Source organism: Candidatus Kapaibacterium sp. (assembly GCA_025059875.1).
Lineage (GTDB): Bacteria > Bacteroidota > Ignavibacteria > Kapaibacteriales > HRBIN21 > HRBIN21.
In genome coordinates, this window is sequence record JANXCT010000001.1 from 252,639 (window position 1) to 271,199 (window position 18,561).

17 protein-coding genes and 1 other RNA gene are annotated in these 18,561 nt (G+C 58.9%); 11 read left to right on the forward strand and 7 right to left on the reverse strand.

Annotated elements, in window-relative coordinates:
- The 7 genes from NZ960_01205 to NZ960_01235 are packed head-to-tail and all read right to left on the reverse strand — an operon-like array spanning nucleotide 1 to nucleotide 8,777.
- Nucleotides 1-861, reverse strand: coding sequence for a DUF1460 domain-containing protein (locus NZ960_01205; GenBank protein MCS7176237.1), 861 nt, complete (start codon nucleotides 859-861; stop codon nucleotides 1-3).
- A gap of 3 nt (nucleotides 862-864) precedes the next feature.
- The gene (gene aspS / locus NZ960_01210) at nucleotides 865-2,631 is read right to left on the reverse strand and encodes an aspartate--tRNA ligase (protein MCS7176238.1); all 1,767 of its coding nucleotides are present in this window, start codon (nucleotides 2,629-2,631) and stop codon (nucleotides 865-867) included.
- Nucleotides 2,597-3,397, reverse strand: a complete 801-nt coding sequence (locus NZ960_01215; GenBank protein MCS7176239.1) for a glycosyltransferase family 2 protein — start codon at nucleotides 3,395-3,397, stop codon at nucleotides 2,597-2,599. Before NZ960_01215 ends, aspS begins: the two co-directional genes overlap by 35 nt.
- A gap of 5 nt (nucleotides 3,398-3,402) precedes the next feature.
- The gene (locus NZ960_01220) at nucleotides 3,403-5,463 is read right to left on the reverse strand and encodes a hypothetical protein (protein ID MCS7176240.1); all 2,061 of its coding nucleotides are present in this window, start codon (nucleotides 5,461-5,463) and stop codon (nucleotides 3,403-3,405) included.
- On the reverse strand, nucleotides 5,463-6,668 hold the full coding sequence (locus NZ960_01225) for a pyridoxal phosphate-dependent aminotransferase (GenBank protein ID MCS7176241.1): 1,206 nt from the start codon (nucleotides 6,666-6,668) through the stop codon (nucleotides 5,463-5,465). Before NZ960_01225 ends, NZ960_01220 begins: the two co-directional genes overlap by 1 nt.
- A complete protein-coding gene (tsaE, locus tag NZ960_01230; protein MCS7176242.1) occupies nucleotides 6,668-7,156 on the reverse strand; it encodes a tRNA (adenosine(37)-N6)-threonylcarbamoyltransferase complex ATPase subunit type 1 TsaE in 489 nt (162 codons plus the stop codon). Before tsaE ends, NZ960_01225 begins: the two co-directional genes overlap by 1 nt.
- A gap of 46 nt (nucleotides 7,157-7,202) precedes the next feature.
- Nucleotides 7,203-8,777 (reverse strand): response regulator, encoded by a 1,575-nt coding sequence (locus tag NZ960_01235; GenBank protein MCS7176243.1) that lies wholly within the window; start codon nucleotides 8,775-8,777, stop codon nucleotides 7,203-7,205.
- A gap of 125 nt (nucleotides 8,778-8,902) precedes the next feature.
- Between NZ960_01235 and NZ960_01240 the strand changes: the two genes are divergently transcribed.
- The 11 genes from NZ960_01240 to NZ960_01290 all read left to right on the forward strand — a co-directional run bounded on the left by NZ960_01240 (nucleotide 8,903) and on the right by NZ960_01290 (nucleotide 18,544).
- On the forward strand, nucleotides 8,903-9,772 hold the full coding sequence (locus tag NZ960_01240; GenBank protein MCS7176244.1) for a Nif3-like dinuclear metal center hexameric protein: 870 nt from the start codon (nucleotides 8,903-8,905) through the stop codon (nucleotides 9,770-9,772).
- Nucleotides 9,729-10,469 (forward strand): C4-type zinc ribbon domain-containing protein, encoded by a 741-nt coding sequence (locus NZ960_01245; protein MCS7176245.1) that lies wholly within the window; start codon nucleotides 9,729-9,731, stop codon nucleotides 10,467-10,469. The genes NZ960_01240 and NZ960_01245 overlap by 44 nt, the downstream gene beginning before the upstream one ends.
- Nucleotides 10,470-10,921: 452 nt before the next feature.
- An RNA gene (gene rnpB, locus NZ960_01250) (RNase P RNA component class A) lies at nucleotides 10,922-11,372 on the forward strand.
- A 35-nt stretch (nucleotides 11,373-11,407) separates the two neighbouring features.
- Nucleotides 11,408-11,716 (forward strand): Hpt domain-containing protein, encoded by a 309-nt coding sequence (locus NZ960_01255; GenBank protein MCS7176246.1) that lies wholly within the window; start codon nucleotides 11,408-11,410, stop codon nucleotides 11,714-11,716.
- Nucleotides 11,713-12,189, forward strand: coding sequence for a CsgG/HfaB family protein (locus NZ960_01260; protein MCS7176247.1), 477 nt, complete (start codon nucleotides 11,713-11,715; stop codon nucleotides 12,187-12,189). The genes NZ960_01255 and NZ960_01260 overlap by 4 nt, the downstream gene beginning before the upstream one ends.
- Nucleotides 12,179-12,769, forward strand: coding sequence for a ribosome maturation factor RimM (gene rimM, locus NZ960_01265; GenBank protein ID MCS7176248.1), 591 nt, complete (start codon nucleotides 12,179-12,181; stop codon nucleotides 12,767-12,769). The genes NZ960_01260 and rimM overlap by 11 nt, the downstream gene beginning before the upstream one ends.
- Nucleotides 12,759-13,478, forward strand: coding sequence for a tRNA (guanosine(37)-N1)-methyltransferase TrmD (gene trmD / locus NZ960_01270; GenBank protein ID MCS7176249.1), 720 nt, complete (start codon nucleotides 12,759-12,761; stop codon nucleotides 13,476-13,478). Before rimM ends, trmD begins: the two co-directional genes overlap by 11 nt.
- The gene (queC, locus tag NZ960_01275) at nucleotides 13,462-14,154 is read left to right on the forward strand and encodes a 7-cyano-7-deazaguanine synthase QueC (GenBank protein ID MCS7176250.1); all 693 of its coding nucleotides are present in this window, start codon (nucleotides 13,462-13,464) and stop codon (nucleotides 14,152-14,154) included. Before trmD ends, queC begins: the two co-directional genes overlap by 17 nt.
- A gap of 53 nt (nucleotides 14,155-14,207) precedes the next feature.
- A complete protein-coding gene (locus tag NZ960_01280) occupies nucleotides 14,208-16,118 on the forward strand; it encodes a CHASE domain-containing protein (GenBank protein MCS7176251.1) in 1,911 nt (636 codons plus the stop codon).
- Nucleotides 16,119-16,120: 2 nt separating this feature from the next.
- Complete coding sequence (locus NZ960_01285; protein ID MCS7176252.1) at nucleotides 16,121-16,402, forward strand: hypothetical protein; 282 nt, start codon at nucleotides 16,121-16,123, stop codon at nucleotides 16,400-16,402.
- Between the two features lie 42 nt (nucleotides 16,403-16,444).
- The gene (locus NZ960_01290) at nucleotides 16,445-18,544 is read left to right on the forward strand and encodes an OmpA family protein (GenBank protein MCS7176253.1); all 2,100 of its coding nucleotides are present in this window, start codon (nucleotides 16,445-16,447) and stop codon (nucleotides 18,542-18,544) included.
- Nucleotides 18,545-18,561: the final 17 nt, after the last annotated feature.

Consider the following 18,561-nt stretch of genomic DNA (forward strand, 5'->3'; position numbering starts at 1 on the left):
TCAAGCCACCTCTAAAGGCCGGGCGACCGTGATGCCGGTGTGGGTTGGAACTGTAGCAATGTAGTCTGGGATAGGCCGATCTACCACCACCTTTCCAGCGCCCTGGGAGGCGTGGAGGAGGTGAATGCGGCCAGCATGGGGATACGCCAGTCCTAAATGCCCGTAGTCTAAGCCGCGGCGGTTGGTTGTGAAAGCGATGATGTCTCCGGAGTGTAAGAGCCTTTCGATAGTAGGAATGGAGTGGCGTGGGATGTACCAGTGCTGGAGGCTATTGATGTGTTGCTCGATCTGCGCGATTTGTGGGAGGAGTTCGGGGCGGGCCCTGAGGGCAGGGTACCGATGAGGGTTCTGGGACATGTAGGAGACTGAGAGGGGCAGAGGGATTCCGCCAAGCGCCTGTGTAATGTTCTGGAGGACACCATGCCGCTCGTTCTCGTAGAGCCACTCTGCAGTGTAGTGCAGCCGGGAGGTGTAGTCCCCAACCGTCCCGTTCCGGTAGCGGGTCCGCTTCACCTCTTCTAGGAAGCCGTCGTAGCTAGGCTTTCCGAGTTTGAGGGAGCGTGCAAGGCAGAGGGTTGCTTCTACGAAGGTGAAACAGTCCATGCCTGTGAAATCCACTCGGCAGGTCTCTTCCCCATCTTGGCTCTCCAGCGTGCCGGGGACGTAAGGTGTTCCAACAAAGAGTTCCCCGAAGCGGCACATGAGGACCCCAATAGGAAGGCGTTCCCACCCCTCGGCAAGGGCTCTCTGCTGCATACGCACGAGGATATGCTGGGTGATGGTCCCCTTGCCGTCATCGCGCTGGCGTTGGAGGAAGAGAGGTGCGGCAAGGAGCCACAAGAGGAAGGAACGGCGCTGCATGGTCTACCGAGAGGGTCGGAGACAGATGCCGAGCTCGTCGAGCTGCTCAGGTCTGACGGGGGCTGGAGCGCCGTCCATGAGCGATGCGCCGCTAGTAGTCTTCGGGAATGCGATGACATCCCGAATGCTCTCCGCGCTCGCCATCAACATGACGATCCGGTCGAGCCCTAGCGCAATGCCCCCGTGTGGTGGAGCTCCATAGCGGAAGGCTTCCAGAAGGAAGCCGAACTGGGCTGTGGCCTCCTCAAGGGGGAGTCCTATGACGGAGAACACCTTCTGCTGGAGCTCTGCCATATGGATGCGGATGCTTCCCCCTCCAATCTCTTCACCGTTGAGGACGAGGTCGTATGCTTGCGCCCGTACCCGTTCTGGGGCAGTGTCGAGGAGCGGGATATCCTCCTCCACAGGTGCTGTAAATGGGTGGTGGCGTGCGACGTAACGGCCCTCTGCTTCGGAGTACTCCAGCAACGGGAAGTCAACGATCCAGACGAAGCAGTGCCGCGAGGATGAAGTGAGTCCTTGACGCTCTGCAATCGCACGCCGTAGAGCCCCAAGCGCACGGTAACATGCCTCCCATGGTGCAGCAGCTAGGAGGAGTAGGTCTCCCGCTTGCAGCTGGAAGCGCTCGCGGAGGGCTTCCCGTTCCGTTTCGCTCAGGTGCTTGAGGATGGGAGATTGCCAGCCAGAGGCGTCGTACTTCAGCCAGATGACACCCGGTAGCCCCCACGGCGATACGACGCGTCCCAGCTCTTCCAGCTCCTTTCGAGAGTAGGCACTCCCACCTTCGATGCGCAGCCCTGCAATGACGTGGCCGGCCGCATAAGCCTGGCGGAAGATGCTGAAGTTGGTCGCTGCGAAGATATCGGTGGCTGTCTCCAGCTCCAAGCCGTAGCGAAGGTCTGGCTTATCGCTGCCGTAGCGCATCATCGCCTCTGTGTAGGACAGGCGGGGAAAGGGGGTGGAGAGCTCTATGCCCAGCACTTCATGCCACAGCTCTGCAAAGAGACCCTCAGTCAGAGCAAGCACATCTTCGCGATCTACGAAGGCCATCTCTACATCAACCTGAGTGAACTCCGGCTGGCGGTCGGCGCGCAGATCCTCATCCCGAAAGCATTTCGCAATCTGCATGTATCGGTCGAAGCCTGCCACCATGAGGAGCTGCTTGAATAGCTGAGGGGATTGCGGCAGAGCGTAGAACCGCCCTGGCTGAAGACGGCAAGGAACCAGGAAATCCCGGGCTCCCTCAGGAGTAGAGCGAGTGAGGATTGGTGTCTCGATCTCCACGAATCCGTTCCGGTCGAAGTAGCGGTGGATGATTTGGTAGACACGGTGCCGGAGGCGCAGGTGATGCTGCATCCGAGGGCGTCGGAGGTCCAGGTAGCGGTATCGCAGGCGGAGCTCCTCTGTCAGCGGGATATCGTCACTGATCGGGAACGGGATAGTGGCGGCCGGATTGAGAACACCGAGGGCCTCGACGGCAACTTCCACATGCCCTGTCGGAAGCTGGGGGTTGGGGTTCTCTCGTGGTTGGACTGTGCCGCGCAGCCATAGGACGCTCTCCACTGATAGCTGTCGCGCGTAGCGTGCTAGTTCAGGGTTCTCGGTGGGTCGGATGATGGCTTGACATACCCCCGTGTGATCGCGGATATCCATGAAGAGTATGCCACCCAAGTCTCGGAGCCGGGCAAGCCAGCCATTGAGGACGACAGGCTGCCCAGCGTGGGAGAGCCGAAGCTCACCGCAGTACGTAGTCCGTTTCGGAAAGGGCATGGGACCGCTCGGAGTGTGAGAGATGCCACCACTTTGCCATGCTCAGCAGGATGTTGACGCTATCGAGCCATGCTGCCAAGAAGCCGGGAAACCCATCCCGGAAGCCACCCCAGAGGATGTATCGCTCAAGGAACCGCTTCCATGAGCGGAGCGCCCCGTGCCATATGAAGGTGCTCCAGCGCAGACGCCCGTACCGCTGGGCGAGCCATCGGGCCTGAAACTCTGTATCGCGATCGAGCTTTGCAAGGTACTCGGAGAGAGTCCGGTAGGGGAAGTGCTCTAAGGGATTTCGGAGGTAGCCGACCCTACCTTCGATAACGGGATACTCGTGGATGTGCTGTGCCGGAAATCGGAGGGTCCCGCGGCGGAAGAGGCGTAGCTGGTAGTCGGGGTAGTTGCGCCCATAGCGCAGGGGGTAGCCGAAGTACCAATTCCGCCGCGGTATCCAGAAGCCATTCTCTGGGGGGTTCGTTGCCAGTAGGCGCTGGATTTCCTCAGCTAAGGCCGGTGGCACACGCTCGTCGGCGTCGAGCGAGAGGATCCAGTCTCCGGTCGCTAGAGCGAAACAGCGGTTTTTGTTGAGGTTCAGATTTGGGGTATGTTCAGCCGCAGCAACAACGGCCCCATGGGCAGCCGCAACCTGGGGGGTTGCATCTGTACTCCCGCAGTCCAAGACAATCACCTCATCGGCCCAGGCCACACTCGCAAGGGCTTCAGCAATACGGGTCGCTTCATTGCGTGCGATGATGCAGACCGAGAGGCGCATTCTTCTTAGGGGACAAGCAGAACTTGGGAATGGAAGCCACCGCTGAAGCGGAGCGTAGCAAGGTAAACACCAGTGGCTATCGAGGGCAGTGCAAGCTGCAGATGCACCGTGCTGTGATGCTCCCAACGCCCTACCAGCTCTCCGCTGAGGGTAAAAAGGCAGAGCTCCATAGCAGCCTCGGTTGGAAGATCCACAGTGAGGATGCCAGCGGCGTACCGGAGGATGGTGCCAGTAGCTGGTAGGGATAGCCCTGCCGATATAGGGCTGGAGCGCCATAATCCACGCGGAGTCCCAGCTAAGAGTTGGGTTGGCCGTTCCAGGAGGGCATACACGGGCAGCCCGTCCCCCACAGTGCCAAGAGAATGCCATGAGAGCCCACCGTCGGTAGAGCGGAAGACTTCCCCTTCCAGAGTCCCAGCGTACCACATTGCTGTAGAGGCGCCTGCCGCTAGAGCCGTCAGTCCTCGCAGCAGAGGGTCTGCGGTCCCAATCGTTTGCCAGCTTTGGCCGCCGTCTGTGCTGCGGTATAGGCGGCCACCCCTCGTGTTGGGCAGGGACGAAGCTGCCAGCAGTATCTGCGGAGCGGCCGGATGGGAGACGAGGAAGTAGCACTCCCCACCCGGATAGCTGCTGATAGGCTGCCATGTACTTCCTGCATCCGTGCTCTGCACGATGCCGTCGGCACCGAACGCGAGAAAGGAGGATCCAGAGGCAATGACTGAAGCTACTCGAACATTCAGTGCAGGGGGCTCCCACGCTGCCCCCCCGTCGATAGAGCGTAGTAGTTCCCCGAGATCGGAGAGAGCAAGGATTGTGTCCCCAGAAGGACTTGCGGCAATCGAGACTAGAGAGCCGACAATCGGTAGGTCCTCTGTCAAGACCTGCCACCTCCCTGTACTGTGGTCGTAGCGGTAGATTCCAAGGGATGTTGCAACTACTACGCCAGAGCGGTACATCCCTACAGCGGTTAGTGGGTGCGGTCGGGGCAGCGAGAGAGCAATGTTGCTTAGGCTCGTGGCATCGGTATCAGACCAGAAGAGGCCGGCGGGTCCTCCAACGACGAACGCTGAACCGAGTTGGGCTGCCCAGAGGATTGGGGGTGAGTCCAAACCCGTCCGAATGGCCTGCCATGATGCGTAAGGGCTCCACTGGTAAAGCTCCACGCCCCGAATAGCAGAGCCAACGAGCACACGGCCAGGGGCTATTGGGAGGAGAACGGTGATGTGGTCTGTGTAGCCGGAGTAGACAGTCTCCCACGTATTATCGGCGCGTAGAACTAAGAGCGCCCCCCGGCTAATCGCAGCAACTCCGGCATGCGAAGCGAATATCCCTCGAAGGGTTGTCCCTGGTAGGCTGGTTGCTATCCATGTAGTCCCATCGAAGCTTCGGTAGACTCCAGATGGTAGCACGACGCAGATGCTAGGCTCTACACCACCGGTGGTAGCTAGGTCTACCACTGGCTCGTTCGGTAGAGAACTGGCTACGGATTGCCATGAGCTACCACCGTCGGTACTTCGGAAGAGTCCAGCGCTAGTCCAGGCGAGGATATCGTTGAGAGCTCCAAATGGGCAGAGGTCGTAGAGGGTTCCTTGAGGCAGCGGAATCGGCTCCCAGAGAGCACCAGCATCTCGACTCTGCCATGCCATCTGACCCCGTATACCGACGACGACGTTGGGGTAGAGCGGATGGATCCGTATGCGGGTACCCCGATCGGCTAACACCGGATGGACTTGCATCCAGGTAACACCCTCGTCCGTGCTCCGCCAGAGTCCGTAAGGAGTTGTTACCAGCAGCACTTCAAGAGTCCCCATAGAGGCGAGCTCTACGCTGCTGACGGTGAGGGGGAACGTCGTAATACTGTTCCAGGCTGCCCCGACGGCTGGAGTCGTGTAGAGAGCTCCGTCAGCGCTCATCCACAGCCGTCCAGTGCGGGGGGATAGGACAATCGCGGTGGGGATGGCAGCCTCTACCTGCCCGCGAATCCTCGTCCACCCATGGGCTCCTACTTCAACTGCGACAACTAAGGCAAGACCGGCCAGAATGGGAGTGCCCCGTACCACATTCATCAGCTGTCAAAAGCAACTTCAGACATGCAGCTAGCGTGACGGGTGAGGAAGTCTTCTATCCGCTGCAGTGCTAGCTGGATATTCTCTACCGAGTTCGCATACGAGAACCGCACGAATCCTTCTCCGTATGCTCCGAAGGCTGTGCCGCTCAGGCAGGCAACCCCGGCCTCGTAGAGTAGGCGTTCAGCAAACTCCCGAGAGCTCATGCCGGTTCCCCTGATATCAGGGAAGGCGTAGAATGCTCCTTGGGGGACCACACATGTAATGCCTGGCAAGCGGTTGAGCCCCTCTATGAGGACATCGCGGCGACGCTGGAATTCCTCGACGAATTGGCGGACTGTCGGGAGCGTCCGGTCGCTAAGTGCTTCAATCCCGGCGATTTGCGTGAAAGTCGCTGTACAACTGGTGCAGTTTGTCTGTAGCCGAGCAACAACTTCAGCGATGTGGGCTGGCATGAGTCCGTAGCCAATTCTCCAGCCCGTCATAGCGAACGTCTTAGAAAAGCCATCTAGCACGATGGTGCGCTCCTTCATGCCCTCAAACTGCACGATGCTAACGTGCCGCGCACCGTCGTACATGATCTGCGAGTAGATTTCATCGCTGAAGACGATGAGGTTGTGGCGGCAGGCGATCTCGGCGATCTGCTCTAGCTCTTCGGCTGTCAGGATACTACCTGTTGGGTTGTGGGGGCTATTGAGCACTATCATCCGCGTCCGGGGTGTTAGCCGAGCCTCTATATCACCGACGTCTACGCGAAATCCCTTCTCTTGCCGGAGGGGGAGAGGGACGGGGATAGCGTTCAGGAAGCGGATGACTGACTCGTAGATGGGAAATCCGGGGTTGGGATAGATCACCTCGTCGCCTTCCTCCAGCGTTGCCATCATGCCAAAGAAGATGATCGGCTTCGCGCCGGGGGTAATGACCACCTCGTTGCCGGAGTAGAGCTGGATTCCGCGGGTTCGGTTGAAGTAGTCAGCGATTGCTTCGCGGACTTCTGGTAGCCCTGGTGAGGGACCGTAGTGCGTATACCCTTCGTCCAACGCCCGCTTAGCGGCCTCGCGGATGTTCTCTGGTGTGTCGAAGTCCGGCTCGCCAATCTCTAAGTGGACGATATGGTGCCCTTGGGCTTCAAGTTGGCGGGCACGGGCAAGGACTTCAAAAGCTGTTTCTGTGCCCAGGCGGCTAATTCGGCTAGCAATGTGCATCAGCGCGCCTCGTTGGGTTGGACGTGTGTGATGCGGATGATTCGTAGAGTGTCAGCGTCGGGAGCGGGGTCGATCGAAATGGCATAGTGAGGGATCGAAATGAGCGAGTCGGCGTGTTCAGACCACTCCACCATCTTGATTGCAGAGGGATCGGCAATGCACTCCTCGAAGCCGATGTCGTGGAGTTCTTGCAGCGACTTGATGCGGTAGAGGTCCACGTGGTAGAGCACGACTTCCTCGCCGTCGGGGAAAGTGCCGAGGTACTGGTTGATGATGGTGAAGGTGGGACTTGTGACAAGCTCCTCTACTTGGAAGTACTGACAGACACCCTTGACGAAGGCTGTCTTGCCAGCCCCCAACTCTCCGTAGAAGGCAACGACATCCCCAGGCTTGAGTCGTTGAGCGAACGTGCGGGCGATCTGCAGGGTGTCGGCTTCGCTGTGGGAGAGGTACTCCTCCACGCCACCGTTAGGGGAGACTTTCGGCATCTGGACCGTCAAGAGACCCCAGTAGACTACAAAAATACGCGGCGCGCTATGCCCGAGGTTCTAAGATAGCCACCGGCAGCACCATCTCCTCCAGAGAGATTCCACCGTGCTGAAAGCTATCGCGATAGTGTTGGGCGTAGTAGTGGTAGTCGGTCGGGTAGACAAAGTAGTAGTTCTCCTTCGCGATCACCATTGTGGAAGCAGCGCTGCTTCGAGGCAGGAGCCATTGCTGAGGATCGCGGAGGTACACGACGCCGCGCTCGTACTCTACGCGGAGATTTCGGCCCAACTTGTACCGGAGATTCGTCGTCGTCTCCCGATCGCCATACACTTTCAGCGGTCGGAGGCATCGGATGGAGCCGTGATCGGTGGTGATGATGACAGTAGGCCTCGGCTCTGCTGTTGCCAACGTGCGCAAGATGCCGAAGAGGCTCGAGTGGAGGAACCAGGAGCGTGTCAAAGTGCGGTATGCAGCTTCGTCGGGGACGATCTCACGCAGGATCGGGGATTCTGAGCGTGAGTGGACGAGCATGTCGACGGCATTGACTACGATGGCAATCAGGCCGTGCTGGAGGTAGCGCCCGATTTCTTGCTCCACCTTGCGCCCGAAGGCGGGATCGATGATTTTGAAGTAGGCGATCCCACCAGGGACCTCCATACGACGTCGCTGGAAGTAGGATTCCAGGAGTTGCCGCTCGTAGGCATTCTGGCTCTGCTCGTCTCCAGATTCATGCCACCATTGCGGGTAGTACTGCTGGATCTGCAGCGGGAAGAGCCCAGAGAAAATGGCGTTTCGAGCATAGGCAGTTGTTGTCGGGAGGATGGAGCAGGCGTAGTTTCGTTCGATGCTGTAGAGTCGATGCAAGACATCTTCCAACACTAGCCACTGGTCAAGCCGCAGACAGTCGATCACGATGAAGACAACGGGCCGCTCTGCTGAAATGCGTGGTACTACGAACCGCTCGAGGAGGAACGGAGAAAGGGTCGGTACGTCTTCCCCTTTGGGATTTCGGAGCCATGACTCGTAGGCCTGCTCTACGAAGGTTCCGAAAGCGGCGTTACATTCGCGCCATTGAGCTGCAAGCGTCTCATGGAGGCCCAACTCTGGGTGTTCTTCCAGCTCCATACTCCAGGTGACAAGCTTCAAGTAGATCTCCAGCCAGTCGTACCACGTCAGCGGCTCATTCAGACGCCGACCAATCATGTAGAAGCCCCGTAGGTAGTCCTGCGTTAGGCGCTCTCCTGTGATCCGCCGAGCCTCGAGCAACTTTTTGCAGGCTGCGAGGATCTGCGTCGGATTGACCGGCTTAGTCAGGTAGTCGTCAATCTTGCGTCCGATGGCCTCCTCCATAAGGGTCTCGGCTTCGTTTTTGGTGACCATGACGACTGGTACATGAGGGGCAAGCTCTTTAAGCACCTCTAAGGTCTCTAAGCCAGTCATCCCCATCATCATCTCGTCCAGGAAGATGAGGTCGTAGGCGTTCTGCCGGACGAGTTCGATAGCATCCTCGCCGGAAGTAGCAGTAGCGACCTCGTACCCGTGCTGGCAGAGCAGGAGGATGTGGGGCTGTAAGAGTTCTACTTCGTCGTCTACCCAAAGAATTGTACCACGGCTCTTCATCGTGTCGTCCTATGCTGGTGTCGTCCGGAGCAGACGAACGGGGAGCCTTCGCATTACCAAGTACGGTGCCAACGTGGGCAGCTGCGTTTTTCGTAAGTTTGCATGCTTGCGAGCTACATAGCCTCATGGGCATAGCCCTCACAGAGTTTCTAGCACTGGTAGACCAAGAGTTTCCCCCAGAGACGGCGAACGAAGGTGATGTAACAGGGCTCCAACTTCAATCAGGGCGGCAAGAAGTCAATGCCATCCTGGTGTGCTACGAGGTCACGGATGCTGTCATTGAGGAGGCTCGGCAAGGTGGGTATGACCTTATTGTTGCCTTCCATCCTCTCCTCTTTTCGCCGCTTCGGGCTCTTACGGAGGCGGATCGTGTTGGGCATTTGAGCACGCTGCTCATCCAGTACGGGATTGCCCTTGTGGTCCTCCACACACGGGTTGATGCCCATCCGGAAGGAACGACTGCACGGCTTGCTCATGCTTTAGGGCTGCGGGTCCGGGAGCCGCTGCTGCCGGATCCTCGGTATGCAGGGTATGGGATGGGATCGGTTGTGGAGTGCGATCCGCCCCTGGAAGCCCGGGAGCTGATAGAACGTGTCGCAAGGTACAGTGGACAGCCAGTACGGTATGTCCCGGGTAGACCTCACGCCATTCGGATGGTTGCTCTCGTTGGTGGGAGCGGAGCAAGCTTCTTACCGCAGGTACTGCAGCGGGGTCTGGACGCTTTCATCACCGGTGATGTCAAGTACCATGCCTTCCTCCAAGCACAGCATCGGCTGTGGCTCATTGATGCAGGGCATGCAGAGACAGAGCGCTATGTCCCGGAGGCGATGGCAGAACTTCTACGACGTTGCCTTTCTGATTCCGTCCCTGTGAAGATCGCGCGTTCGTGGCGTGCGCCTATTCATTGGTACTGGCAAGGGGCTCCAGGTCTCACAGCTGCTGCTGGACTCAATGAAGGACCAGATCTACTACCTCGCGCTCATCGCTGTGATTGACCGGCGACTGGATGAGCTGCAAGAGGACTTCGGCGAACTGCCTGACCAAGTACAGCGCGCCCGCCAAGCTGTACAGCACCATGAGGCACTAGTCAACGAAACTCGTGGCATCATCGAGGAGATCCGCTCCTTCCGCGCTCAGGCGCATATTACCATCCAAGAGTTGCGCGACCGCGAGCAACGACTCTCCGAGCAGCAGTTCCGGGTCCGGAACAACCGAGAGTTCGATGCGTTGACCCGTGAGATTCAGAATGTACGGAGCGAGCGGGAACGTATTGAGCAGGAGCTCCGCAATTCGGTGGTCAAGTTGGAGAACCTGGAGAGCATCCTCCAGCGGCAAGAGGAAGAATTAGCACGTGCGCAACAGGAGCTGGCAGAACTGGAACACGCGCTGGAGCTGTTGAGCAGCCACCAGAGTGACGAGGTCGTGCAGCTCCACCAATGGCGGCAGCGACTGGTCCAGAAGGTACGTTCGGAGTTGCTGGGAGAGTATGAGCGCGTCCGTTCCTTCCATCGCGATGCATTGGTGCCGGTCCGCCGAGAAAGCTGCTCTGGGTGCTACAGTCGCATTACTCCCCAACGGTTGGTGGAGATTCGCATGTACCGCGAACATATCTTCCGTTGCGAACACTGCGGCAGGATTCTCTACCCAGAGGAGCGCCTTCCCGAGCTCGAAGAGGCGGAAGCGCTATCATGAAGCTACATGTCTTCATTGATGGAGCAGCGGCTGGGAATCCCGGCCCGGCAGGAATTGGTGTGGTCATCGTAGGTGACAATGGCGCTCCACTACTCCAATGTGCTGAGTCCATCGGAACTGCAACGAATAACGTCGCCGAGTACCGTGCTCTCCTGCGGGCCTTAGAGATCCTTCCCAACTTGGATGTCCAACTGGACAGCGTGACTATCTGCAGCGATAGCCAACTGTTGGTTCAGCAGCTGACTGGCAGCTACCGCGTCCGGACACAACACTTGCTCTCTCTGTGGGAAGAGGCACGGCGGAGATTGCAGGAGCTGCAGGTTCCGGTCCGCATAGAGCATATTCCACGGGAGGCTAACTACGAGGCCGATCGACTGGCGCGAGTCGGGGCTCGGATGTCGCAACGACAGTATGCTAAGGGCAGTGAATCTTCGTCTTTCTACCAGCAAAGCCGGGGGACGCGGGCAGCCGCGGGAGCCAATGTGCTGGTTCCTGAGGAAAGTCCGAACTCCGCAGAGCAGCGTGCCGGCTAACCGCCGGGCGGAACTCCGTTGGGGAGGTCCGACGGACAGTGCCACAGAGACCAGACCGCCAATCCGCTCATGGAGTTGCCACGACTCCATGGGGTCATGGAGGCAAGGGTGAAAGGGTGGGGTAAGAGCCCACCAGCACCTCGGGTAACCGAGGTGGCTTGGCAAACCCCACGCGGAGCAAGGCCGAGTAGGGATGTGGACCACGCTCCAGGGGTGGCGGGTGGCTCGCCCGCTGGGGGCTCCCTCCAACGGAGACCCCTCACATCCGGGTAGGCCGCTGGAGGGGATGGGAGACCATCCCCCAAGATACATGGCTGCCTCCCCCGAAGAACGGGGAAGACAGAATTCGGCTTACAGTGTCCCCCGGCGCACTTCTTCTCCATCGGTTGACTTCGGGAAGGGGTGATGCGGCTTCCGGATGACCCATTGCTCCGAGAGCTTCTGCCGGAGTTCGTAGATACGTGGCAGCATGAAGCACCTCTAATCCTGGAAGCAGCTCACAAGCAGAATGATGCCGAACTCTACCGGCTTGGGCATACGCTCAAAGGCTCTTGCCTGCAGTTTGGGCTGACTGAGCTGGCGGAGCTGGGAATTCAAGTGATGGAGTGCGCGCGGAATCATTCTTGGAATGCTGTCCCCGCTCTCTACGAGCAGATTGTGCTCCATCTACAGCAGCTTCAACGGTTGGTAGGGCATTCGCAAGGAGAGCAATGAGGTATGTGATTGGCCTGGCCGTGCTCAGCGTGGCCCTTTGGGCCCAGGTACGCATTGCAGTTCTGCCGTTCCGCAACATGGACGGGGACCTGCGCTACAACTTCTGGTGTTATCGCCTTGCTGATAGTATCACCACTCTGCTAGCCCAGGCTGATACAGCTCGGCAGCACTACCTCTTGATCCCTCGGGACTCGCTAGAGCTCGTGCTAGGCGAGCTCAACTTGGACCCTACGACGCCACAGTACGACTCGGATATTTGGAAAGCAGCGCAGTTACTGCGAGCTGATAAGGTTGTGACTGGAAACTTCAATCTGCTGCCGGGCAAGATACTGGTGAACGCCTACATCTACGACATCCGTACGAAGCGAGAAGAGGCTGGGGCGCGTAACCTTTACCGCAGTGAAGAGCGGGCCGCTGAGCTTCCAGCAATCATCGTTGCACGACTCCTTCCGCACCTAACCCATGGACGCTGAAAGGAGGTTGCGCTATATCGGCTCATTCGTCCGAACGCACGGACTCCGCGGAGGGCTCGTGCTCCGTTGGGCACCGGAAGTGGAGCGATGGGAGCTTCGCGGAGGCCAAATCGTAGCGGTTGGCTACTCGGCGGAGTTCGCGCATCCCTACCGTATCCGTTCCCTGCAGCCCCTGGTGCGGGGGATGGTGGTGTTCTTGGAAGGAATCACAACGGTAGAGCAGGCTCGGAAGCTGCTGGAGCATGGGGTCTTCGTTGAGGAGGTAGAGCTCGCAGGCAGTACACAGGAGGAGGGGTGGGCTATAGAGGACATCCTCGGATGCACGGTCGTTGAGGAAGGGGCAGGGCAACATCTGGGCACGGTGGTAGATGTCTGGCTACTGCCCGCCAACGATGTTTGGGTCGTAGAGTTAGAGACAGCGTACTTGCCACTGCCAGCTATCCCGGACGTTGTACGGTGGGTGGACGTACGACACCGCCGTATTGGAGTCCGGCTGCTGCCGGGGCTGCTAGAGATAGCAGAGCCGAAGCGGAACCATGGAGCAGAACTCTCTCCGGACTTCGGAGTTGCTGCGGATTGACGTCATCACAGCCCTCCCAGGGATTATCCAGCCCGTCATAGGGCAGAGCATCCTCGGGCGGGCGCAGCGGAGAGGGATTGTGCGGATTGTCATCCACGACCTCCACCAGTACGGCGTTGATCGCCACGGACATATTGATGACGCCCCGTACGGTGGCGGCCCTGGGATGGTTATTCGATGCGAACCCGTCTTCGCGTGCATCGAGAAGCTACAGGCTGAGCGGCAATACGACGAGGTCATCTATATGACCGCAGACGGGGAACGCCTTACCCAGGCTCTGGTGAACCGGCTGTCGTTGTGCCGGAATCTCATCATCTTGGCAGGCCACTACAAGGGCGTGGACCAGCGCATTCGAGATGTGCTCGTGACGAAGGAGATCAGTATCGGAGACTACGTCCTTACGGGTGGAGAGTTACCAGCGCTGGTGCTGATTGATGCTATTGTGCGGCTCCTGCCTGGTGCGCTGAATGACCCTGAGTCCGCCTTGGAAGACTCTTTCCAAGCCGGGCTGCTGGAGCCGCCGATCTACACTCGGCCGGCCGACTTCCGTGGCTATAAGGTTCCCGAGGTACTACTCAGCGGAGACCATGAAGCAATTCGTCAGTGGCGCTACGAGCAAGCTCTGCGGAAGACCCTAGAACGTCGGCCAGAACTACTAGCAGACGCTTTCCCGGAGTTAGTGCAGAAGAAGGATGGCTGCAACTCCTAAGCTGGCTGTCGCACTGATGAGCGGTGGCATGGATTCTACTGTTGCGGCTGCACTCGTGCGCCACCAGGGGTACGAGATAGCAGCTCTTCATGTCACCTATGCTCATCGCACGGCCCGCCGTGAACAGCGGGCATTCCACGATATCTGTGAAGCTTGGGGAATCAGTCGGCAGCTGGTGGTTTCCATTGACTACCTACGCTCCATCGGAGGGAGCGCGCTCACTGATGAGCGGATCCCCGTTCCCGAAGGACGGGTTGATCGGGCTGAAGTGCCGCCGACATACGTTCCGTTCCGCAATGCTAATCTCTTGAGCATTGCTACGAGCTGGGCAGAAGTCCTGAAAGCGGAGGCCATTGTCATTGGAGCCGTGGAGGAGGATTCCAGCGGGTATCCTGACTGCCGTCAGGTCTTCTACGAGGCTTTCCAGCGAGTCATTGAGCTGGGGACGCACCCAGAGACGCGAATCACACTTCTGACTCCAGTCATCCACATGCGCAAGTGTGACATCGTACGCACGGGGGTAGGGTTAAGAGTGCCGTTTCACCTAACGTGGTCGTGCTACGTTCGGGAAGACATTCCTTGCGGCCGTTGCGACTCTTGCTTGCTTCGGCTTCGAGGGTTCCAGGAGGCAGGGGTTCCCGATCCGCTTCCCTACGACGCCCTAGCAGCAGAGTAGACTCGGCTTCTGTCGGATGCATCTTTGCCCCACGCCTAGAGGTGGGAAGGGACATGTGGCCGGTAGAAAGAGAGCCCTCTTATGAAGCCCTCTTTACCCGAGGCACCGCTCACCGTGTCCGTCTGTGGGACCTACGGGTAACGTGGGCTGCCTTCGTTGTCCTCCTCGTGCTGTTGGGGGCGAATCTGGCACTATGGTGGCAGACGCGGTCGCAGATTCGGGCAGAGCAGGAAGCACTCTTCGATCGCGCCGTCTCTTCAGTCCTCACCCGTTTGGAGCGTCACATCCGGCATCACGAGGAGATTGCACGCTCGGTCCAAGGGCTCTACACCAACTTCGTCCAGGTCGTCCGTGATGTATTCGAGCTCTATGCAACAGTACCGGCGCGCAGCAATCCCGCGGTACTCTCGGTTGCTTACGCTCCCTGCGTGGAGAGTGAGCAGTTGGGGAATTATCTGCACTATGCGCGTTCAGAGCGGTACTGGGAATACCGCATTTTCCCTTCGGAGACGGTGCCATACCTCTTCCCACTCCTGTACGTCGTGCCGACGGATTCAGCACCTCAATGGGTAGAATGGAACGCGATAGCCCATCCTGCATGGCGGGATGCTATAGAGCGGGCCTACTCGACTGGTAGCATTACGGCTACTCCCTGGATTCCGCTGCGGGCAGATCGGGATACAGTGTGGGGCTTCGGACTCGTTGCGCCGATTTATCGCACAGAGCCCCATCCCTTCAGCCGCCTCCGGGTAGGTGACCGCTTCGTCGAGGGAGTCATCGTCCTAGAACTTGCTGGGAAGCCGCTGTTCCAGAACGCTCTGTTACCACCTGCCCCAACGGACTCCTTGATCGTTTTTGAGGGCTTTGATGTTCAGCCGGCGTCGGGAGAGGAGACCCATACCGTACGGATTGTAGCTTCGCCTAACTGGGAAGCAGGAAACAGGGAGGCGCCTCTGCTTGTCGCCGAGCGATCGCTGAGGCTCGGAGATCGAAACCTGCGCTTACGCTTCGCCACAGTTCCAGCGTTTGAGGGGCTTTACCAGCGATGGCTTCCGTGGGCAGTTCTGGGAGGCGGGATTGCGCTGAGTGCTATCGGTTTCGGATTTGTGCTGTCGCTCGTTACAACCCGGGCACGGCCTCTAGCCCTAGCGGGGCAGATGACGCGGGCACAGCGGCGGATTTTGGAAGCGTCGCAGGATATCATTGCCGTATGGGAGGTCGATGGGCGGTGGCGGACGTCAAACCCAGCATTGCAGGCTGTCTTAGGATTTGAGCCAGAGGAGCTGGCTGGAAAGCCTGTGGAGGAACTTGTCGTCCCAAGCTATCGCGAGCAGGTACGCCAGCAGATTGCCTCTGCCCCAGACGAAGAGGCCGTCATCGTGGAGGTTCCAATGTGGACGAAGACTGGCCAACAGCGCTGGATAGGGTGGAACCTAACGCGCTCTCTGCAAGATGGTCTGATCTACGCTATTGGTCGCGACATCACGGCGCAGAAGGAGCTTCAACGACAGCAGGAAGTTGCGCGGCGGCAACTCATGTTGGCCCAGCAGTGGGCTCTGGAGGCGAGTGAGTTCAAGGCAGACTTCCTCTCCCGCCTAGGCTTCCAGCTTCGGAATGGGTTGACAGGGCTCGTGGGATTTGCAGAGCTCATTGCGCAGCGGCAGTATGCTTCAGAGGAGGAGCTACGGGACTACGTTGCTGCGATTCGCGAAGGAGCGGAGTACCTGCTTGGGATTGTCGCTGAAACTCCAGAGATTGCTGTTACCGTCACCGAGCAGCCAGTCGCTGTGGCCTCAATTCTGGGTGAGCTGGTTGCGGAGGCGGAGCGCCTTGGTATCCAGCTTTGTACGTCGATCCCGTCGGAGGCAGAGGCAACGGAAATTGGCGTCCAGGCCTCCCTCTTCCGGGAAGGTTTGAGCACACTGTTACAAGCCCTCTCTGCTGGTGGAGTTCGGGGGAGGTAACGTTGCAAGTAGAAGCAGATGCTCGCGAGGGGATCTCCGAGTGGACGGTCGTTGCTCTGGCAACGCCTGCTCTCGGTGATGCGGTTGTGCGGATACAGTCGTGCTCTCAGCTAGAGGCGGTCGAGGACGAGATAAGCTTCCTGTTGCTCTTAGCGCAAGCGTTCTTCCGTCGTCTCAGGACCGAGTTGCGAGTGGAGTGCATAGGAGGTGAGTTCGTTGGCATCTTCACGCTACCGACCCAGCAGGCAGGGAGCGTTGACAGTTCGGGTCCGATGAGGGGGTAACACCTATTTTTGCTCCTGCTGACCTTACTTGGCGGGAGTGAAATGGGCGTACGGTATGGATGGCTGATAGTTGGGAGCGTTGCCGTCACCATAGCTCAGGTTCCGCAGCCGATTGCACGCGTTGGAATCTCGTGGGGCTACGGGGCGAATCTCTTCTCGGCACAGTTCCGCCAGTTGCCAGGCGTCCCAAACTGCTGTCCTGGCTTCGATGGGGGGCGCGGGACCGGGATGACAGTGGGCCTTGTAGGTGAGTATCCCTGGCTCCCCTACGCTTGGCTATCCGGTCAGCTTGGGTTCTGGACGCTCTCAGGAGAGCTCTGGGAGCGCGAATCGATTGGCAACGTTGCCCTTCGCGAGGAAAATGGGGATATCGTCGTGCGCACAGCGGAGGTAGAGCATACACTGCGGGCTTCCCTAAGGGCTGTGGCAGCTGATATTGGACTGAGCTCGCGCTTCTTTGAGCGTTTCTTCGTTCGCCTTGGAGTCAATGTTGGAGTGTTGATACACCGGCGCTACCACCAGTATGAGCAGCTAGTAATGCCAGAAGGTGCTGTTTTTGCGCTGGAGGGAAGTCGGCGACGCAATGAGTTTGAGGGCCAGATTCCAGAAGCTCCCTGGGCACTGCTGGGAGGCAGCTTCGCTGTAGGCTATTGGCTCCCGTTGGGACATGGGGTGGAATTTGCCCCTACGCTCTCTTACACCTTCTTTCTGACCAACCTCAGCAGTGTCTCCTGGAAGCCATCGGCCTTCCGGTTGGGGATATCGGCGGCGTACTCCCTCTATCCTCCTCCGGAGCCACTACGCGACACCATCTACCACAGAGATACGAGCGTCGTTAGGGTCGTTGGCCTTGCTCGAGAGGAGGTGGTTCTGCGCGATCGGCAATCGCGCACGGATACGCTGAGCGCTGGGGACCGTCCTTTGTACCGTACGACAGTAGCAGAGCTCTGGGAGCGTCGTGTGCCGCGGCATCCAATGCTGACGCCGACTGTTCAACTCGCATTGCCTGACACGGCGACCCAGCTGGTCGTGGAGGAGCTGGAGCAAGAGGAAGCTTTCCCACTGCTCCCCTACATCTTCTTCCCTGAGGGCTCAGCAGAGCTGTCGCAGACGCGTATGCAGCTCCTTACGCCGCCGGAAGCGCAACACTTCAATGAGCGTTCCCTCCCGATGAAGACGTTGCAGGTGTACTACCATCTGCTCAACATTGTCGGCAAGCGTTTGCAGCAGTTTCCTCAGGCACGACTGACCATAACGGGCTGTGTCAGCAACGTGGGTGTGGAAGAGAACAACCGGCAGCTAGCACGGAAGAGAGCGGAAGCTGTGCGCAGCTATCTTACCTCCGTCTGGGGGATAGCTCCGGAGCGCCTTCAGGTTCAGTCCCGTCTTCTGCCGGCGATCCCTGCTAATCCGGCTACCCCAGATGGGCAAGAAGAAAACCGGCGAGTGGAGCTCTCTGCAACGGTGCCGGAGATTTTAGCTCCAGTGTTCCTCTCTGAGATTGGCTACGTGGTCAATCCAAGCACGATCCTTGCCCGCATGTCAGTGCAGGCGGAAACTACTGTTGCGCGGTGGCAACTGCGGCTCCTCCGTGCTGGCACAGTCCTGCAGAGTCAGGAGGGTAAGGGGATGCCGCCAGCAGAGTTGGCACTGTCCCTTGTACCGGAGCAACTTGCTACGGGGGATACAGTAATCTCTGCCGAGCTTTCAGTGCGAGACACTCTGGGTACAGAACGAGTGGCCCGGATCACGACTTCGTTCCGTCGTCTCAGCCTTCGCCACAAACGCGCTGAGCGCATGGGCAACGAGCGGCTAGAACGGTTTGCCTTCATGCTGTTTGAGTACGACAAGGCAACCCTTACGAAAGACCATCGCCGCCTTCTTCCGGTTATCCGGCAACGGATCATGTCGGGGACGAGAGTTGTCATCAGTGGCTACGCCGATCGGACGGGCGATCCAGCTTACAACAGACGTCTTGCTGACCAGCGCTGCCGAGCTGTCTGGCAGGCTTTAGGGGTCCGCGATGTTACCCCGGAGATCCGCGCGATTGGCAGCGATGTCTTGCTGTACCCGAATGAGCTGCCAGAGGGGCGAGCGTACAGCCGAACGGTGCTTGTGGAGCTGTTGACACCAATAGAGTGACGTCCACCTGCGGAGTA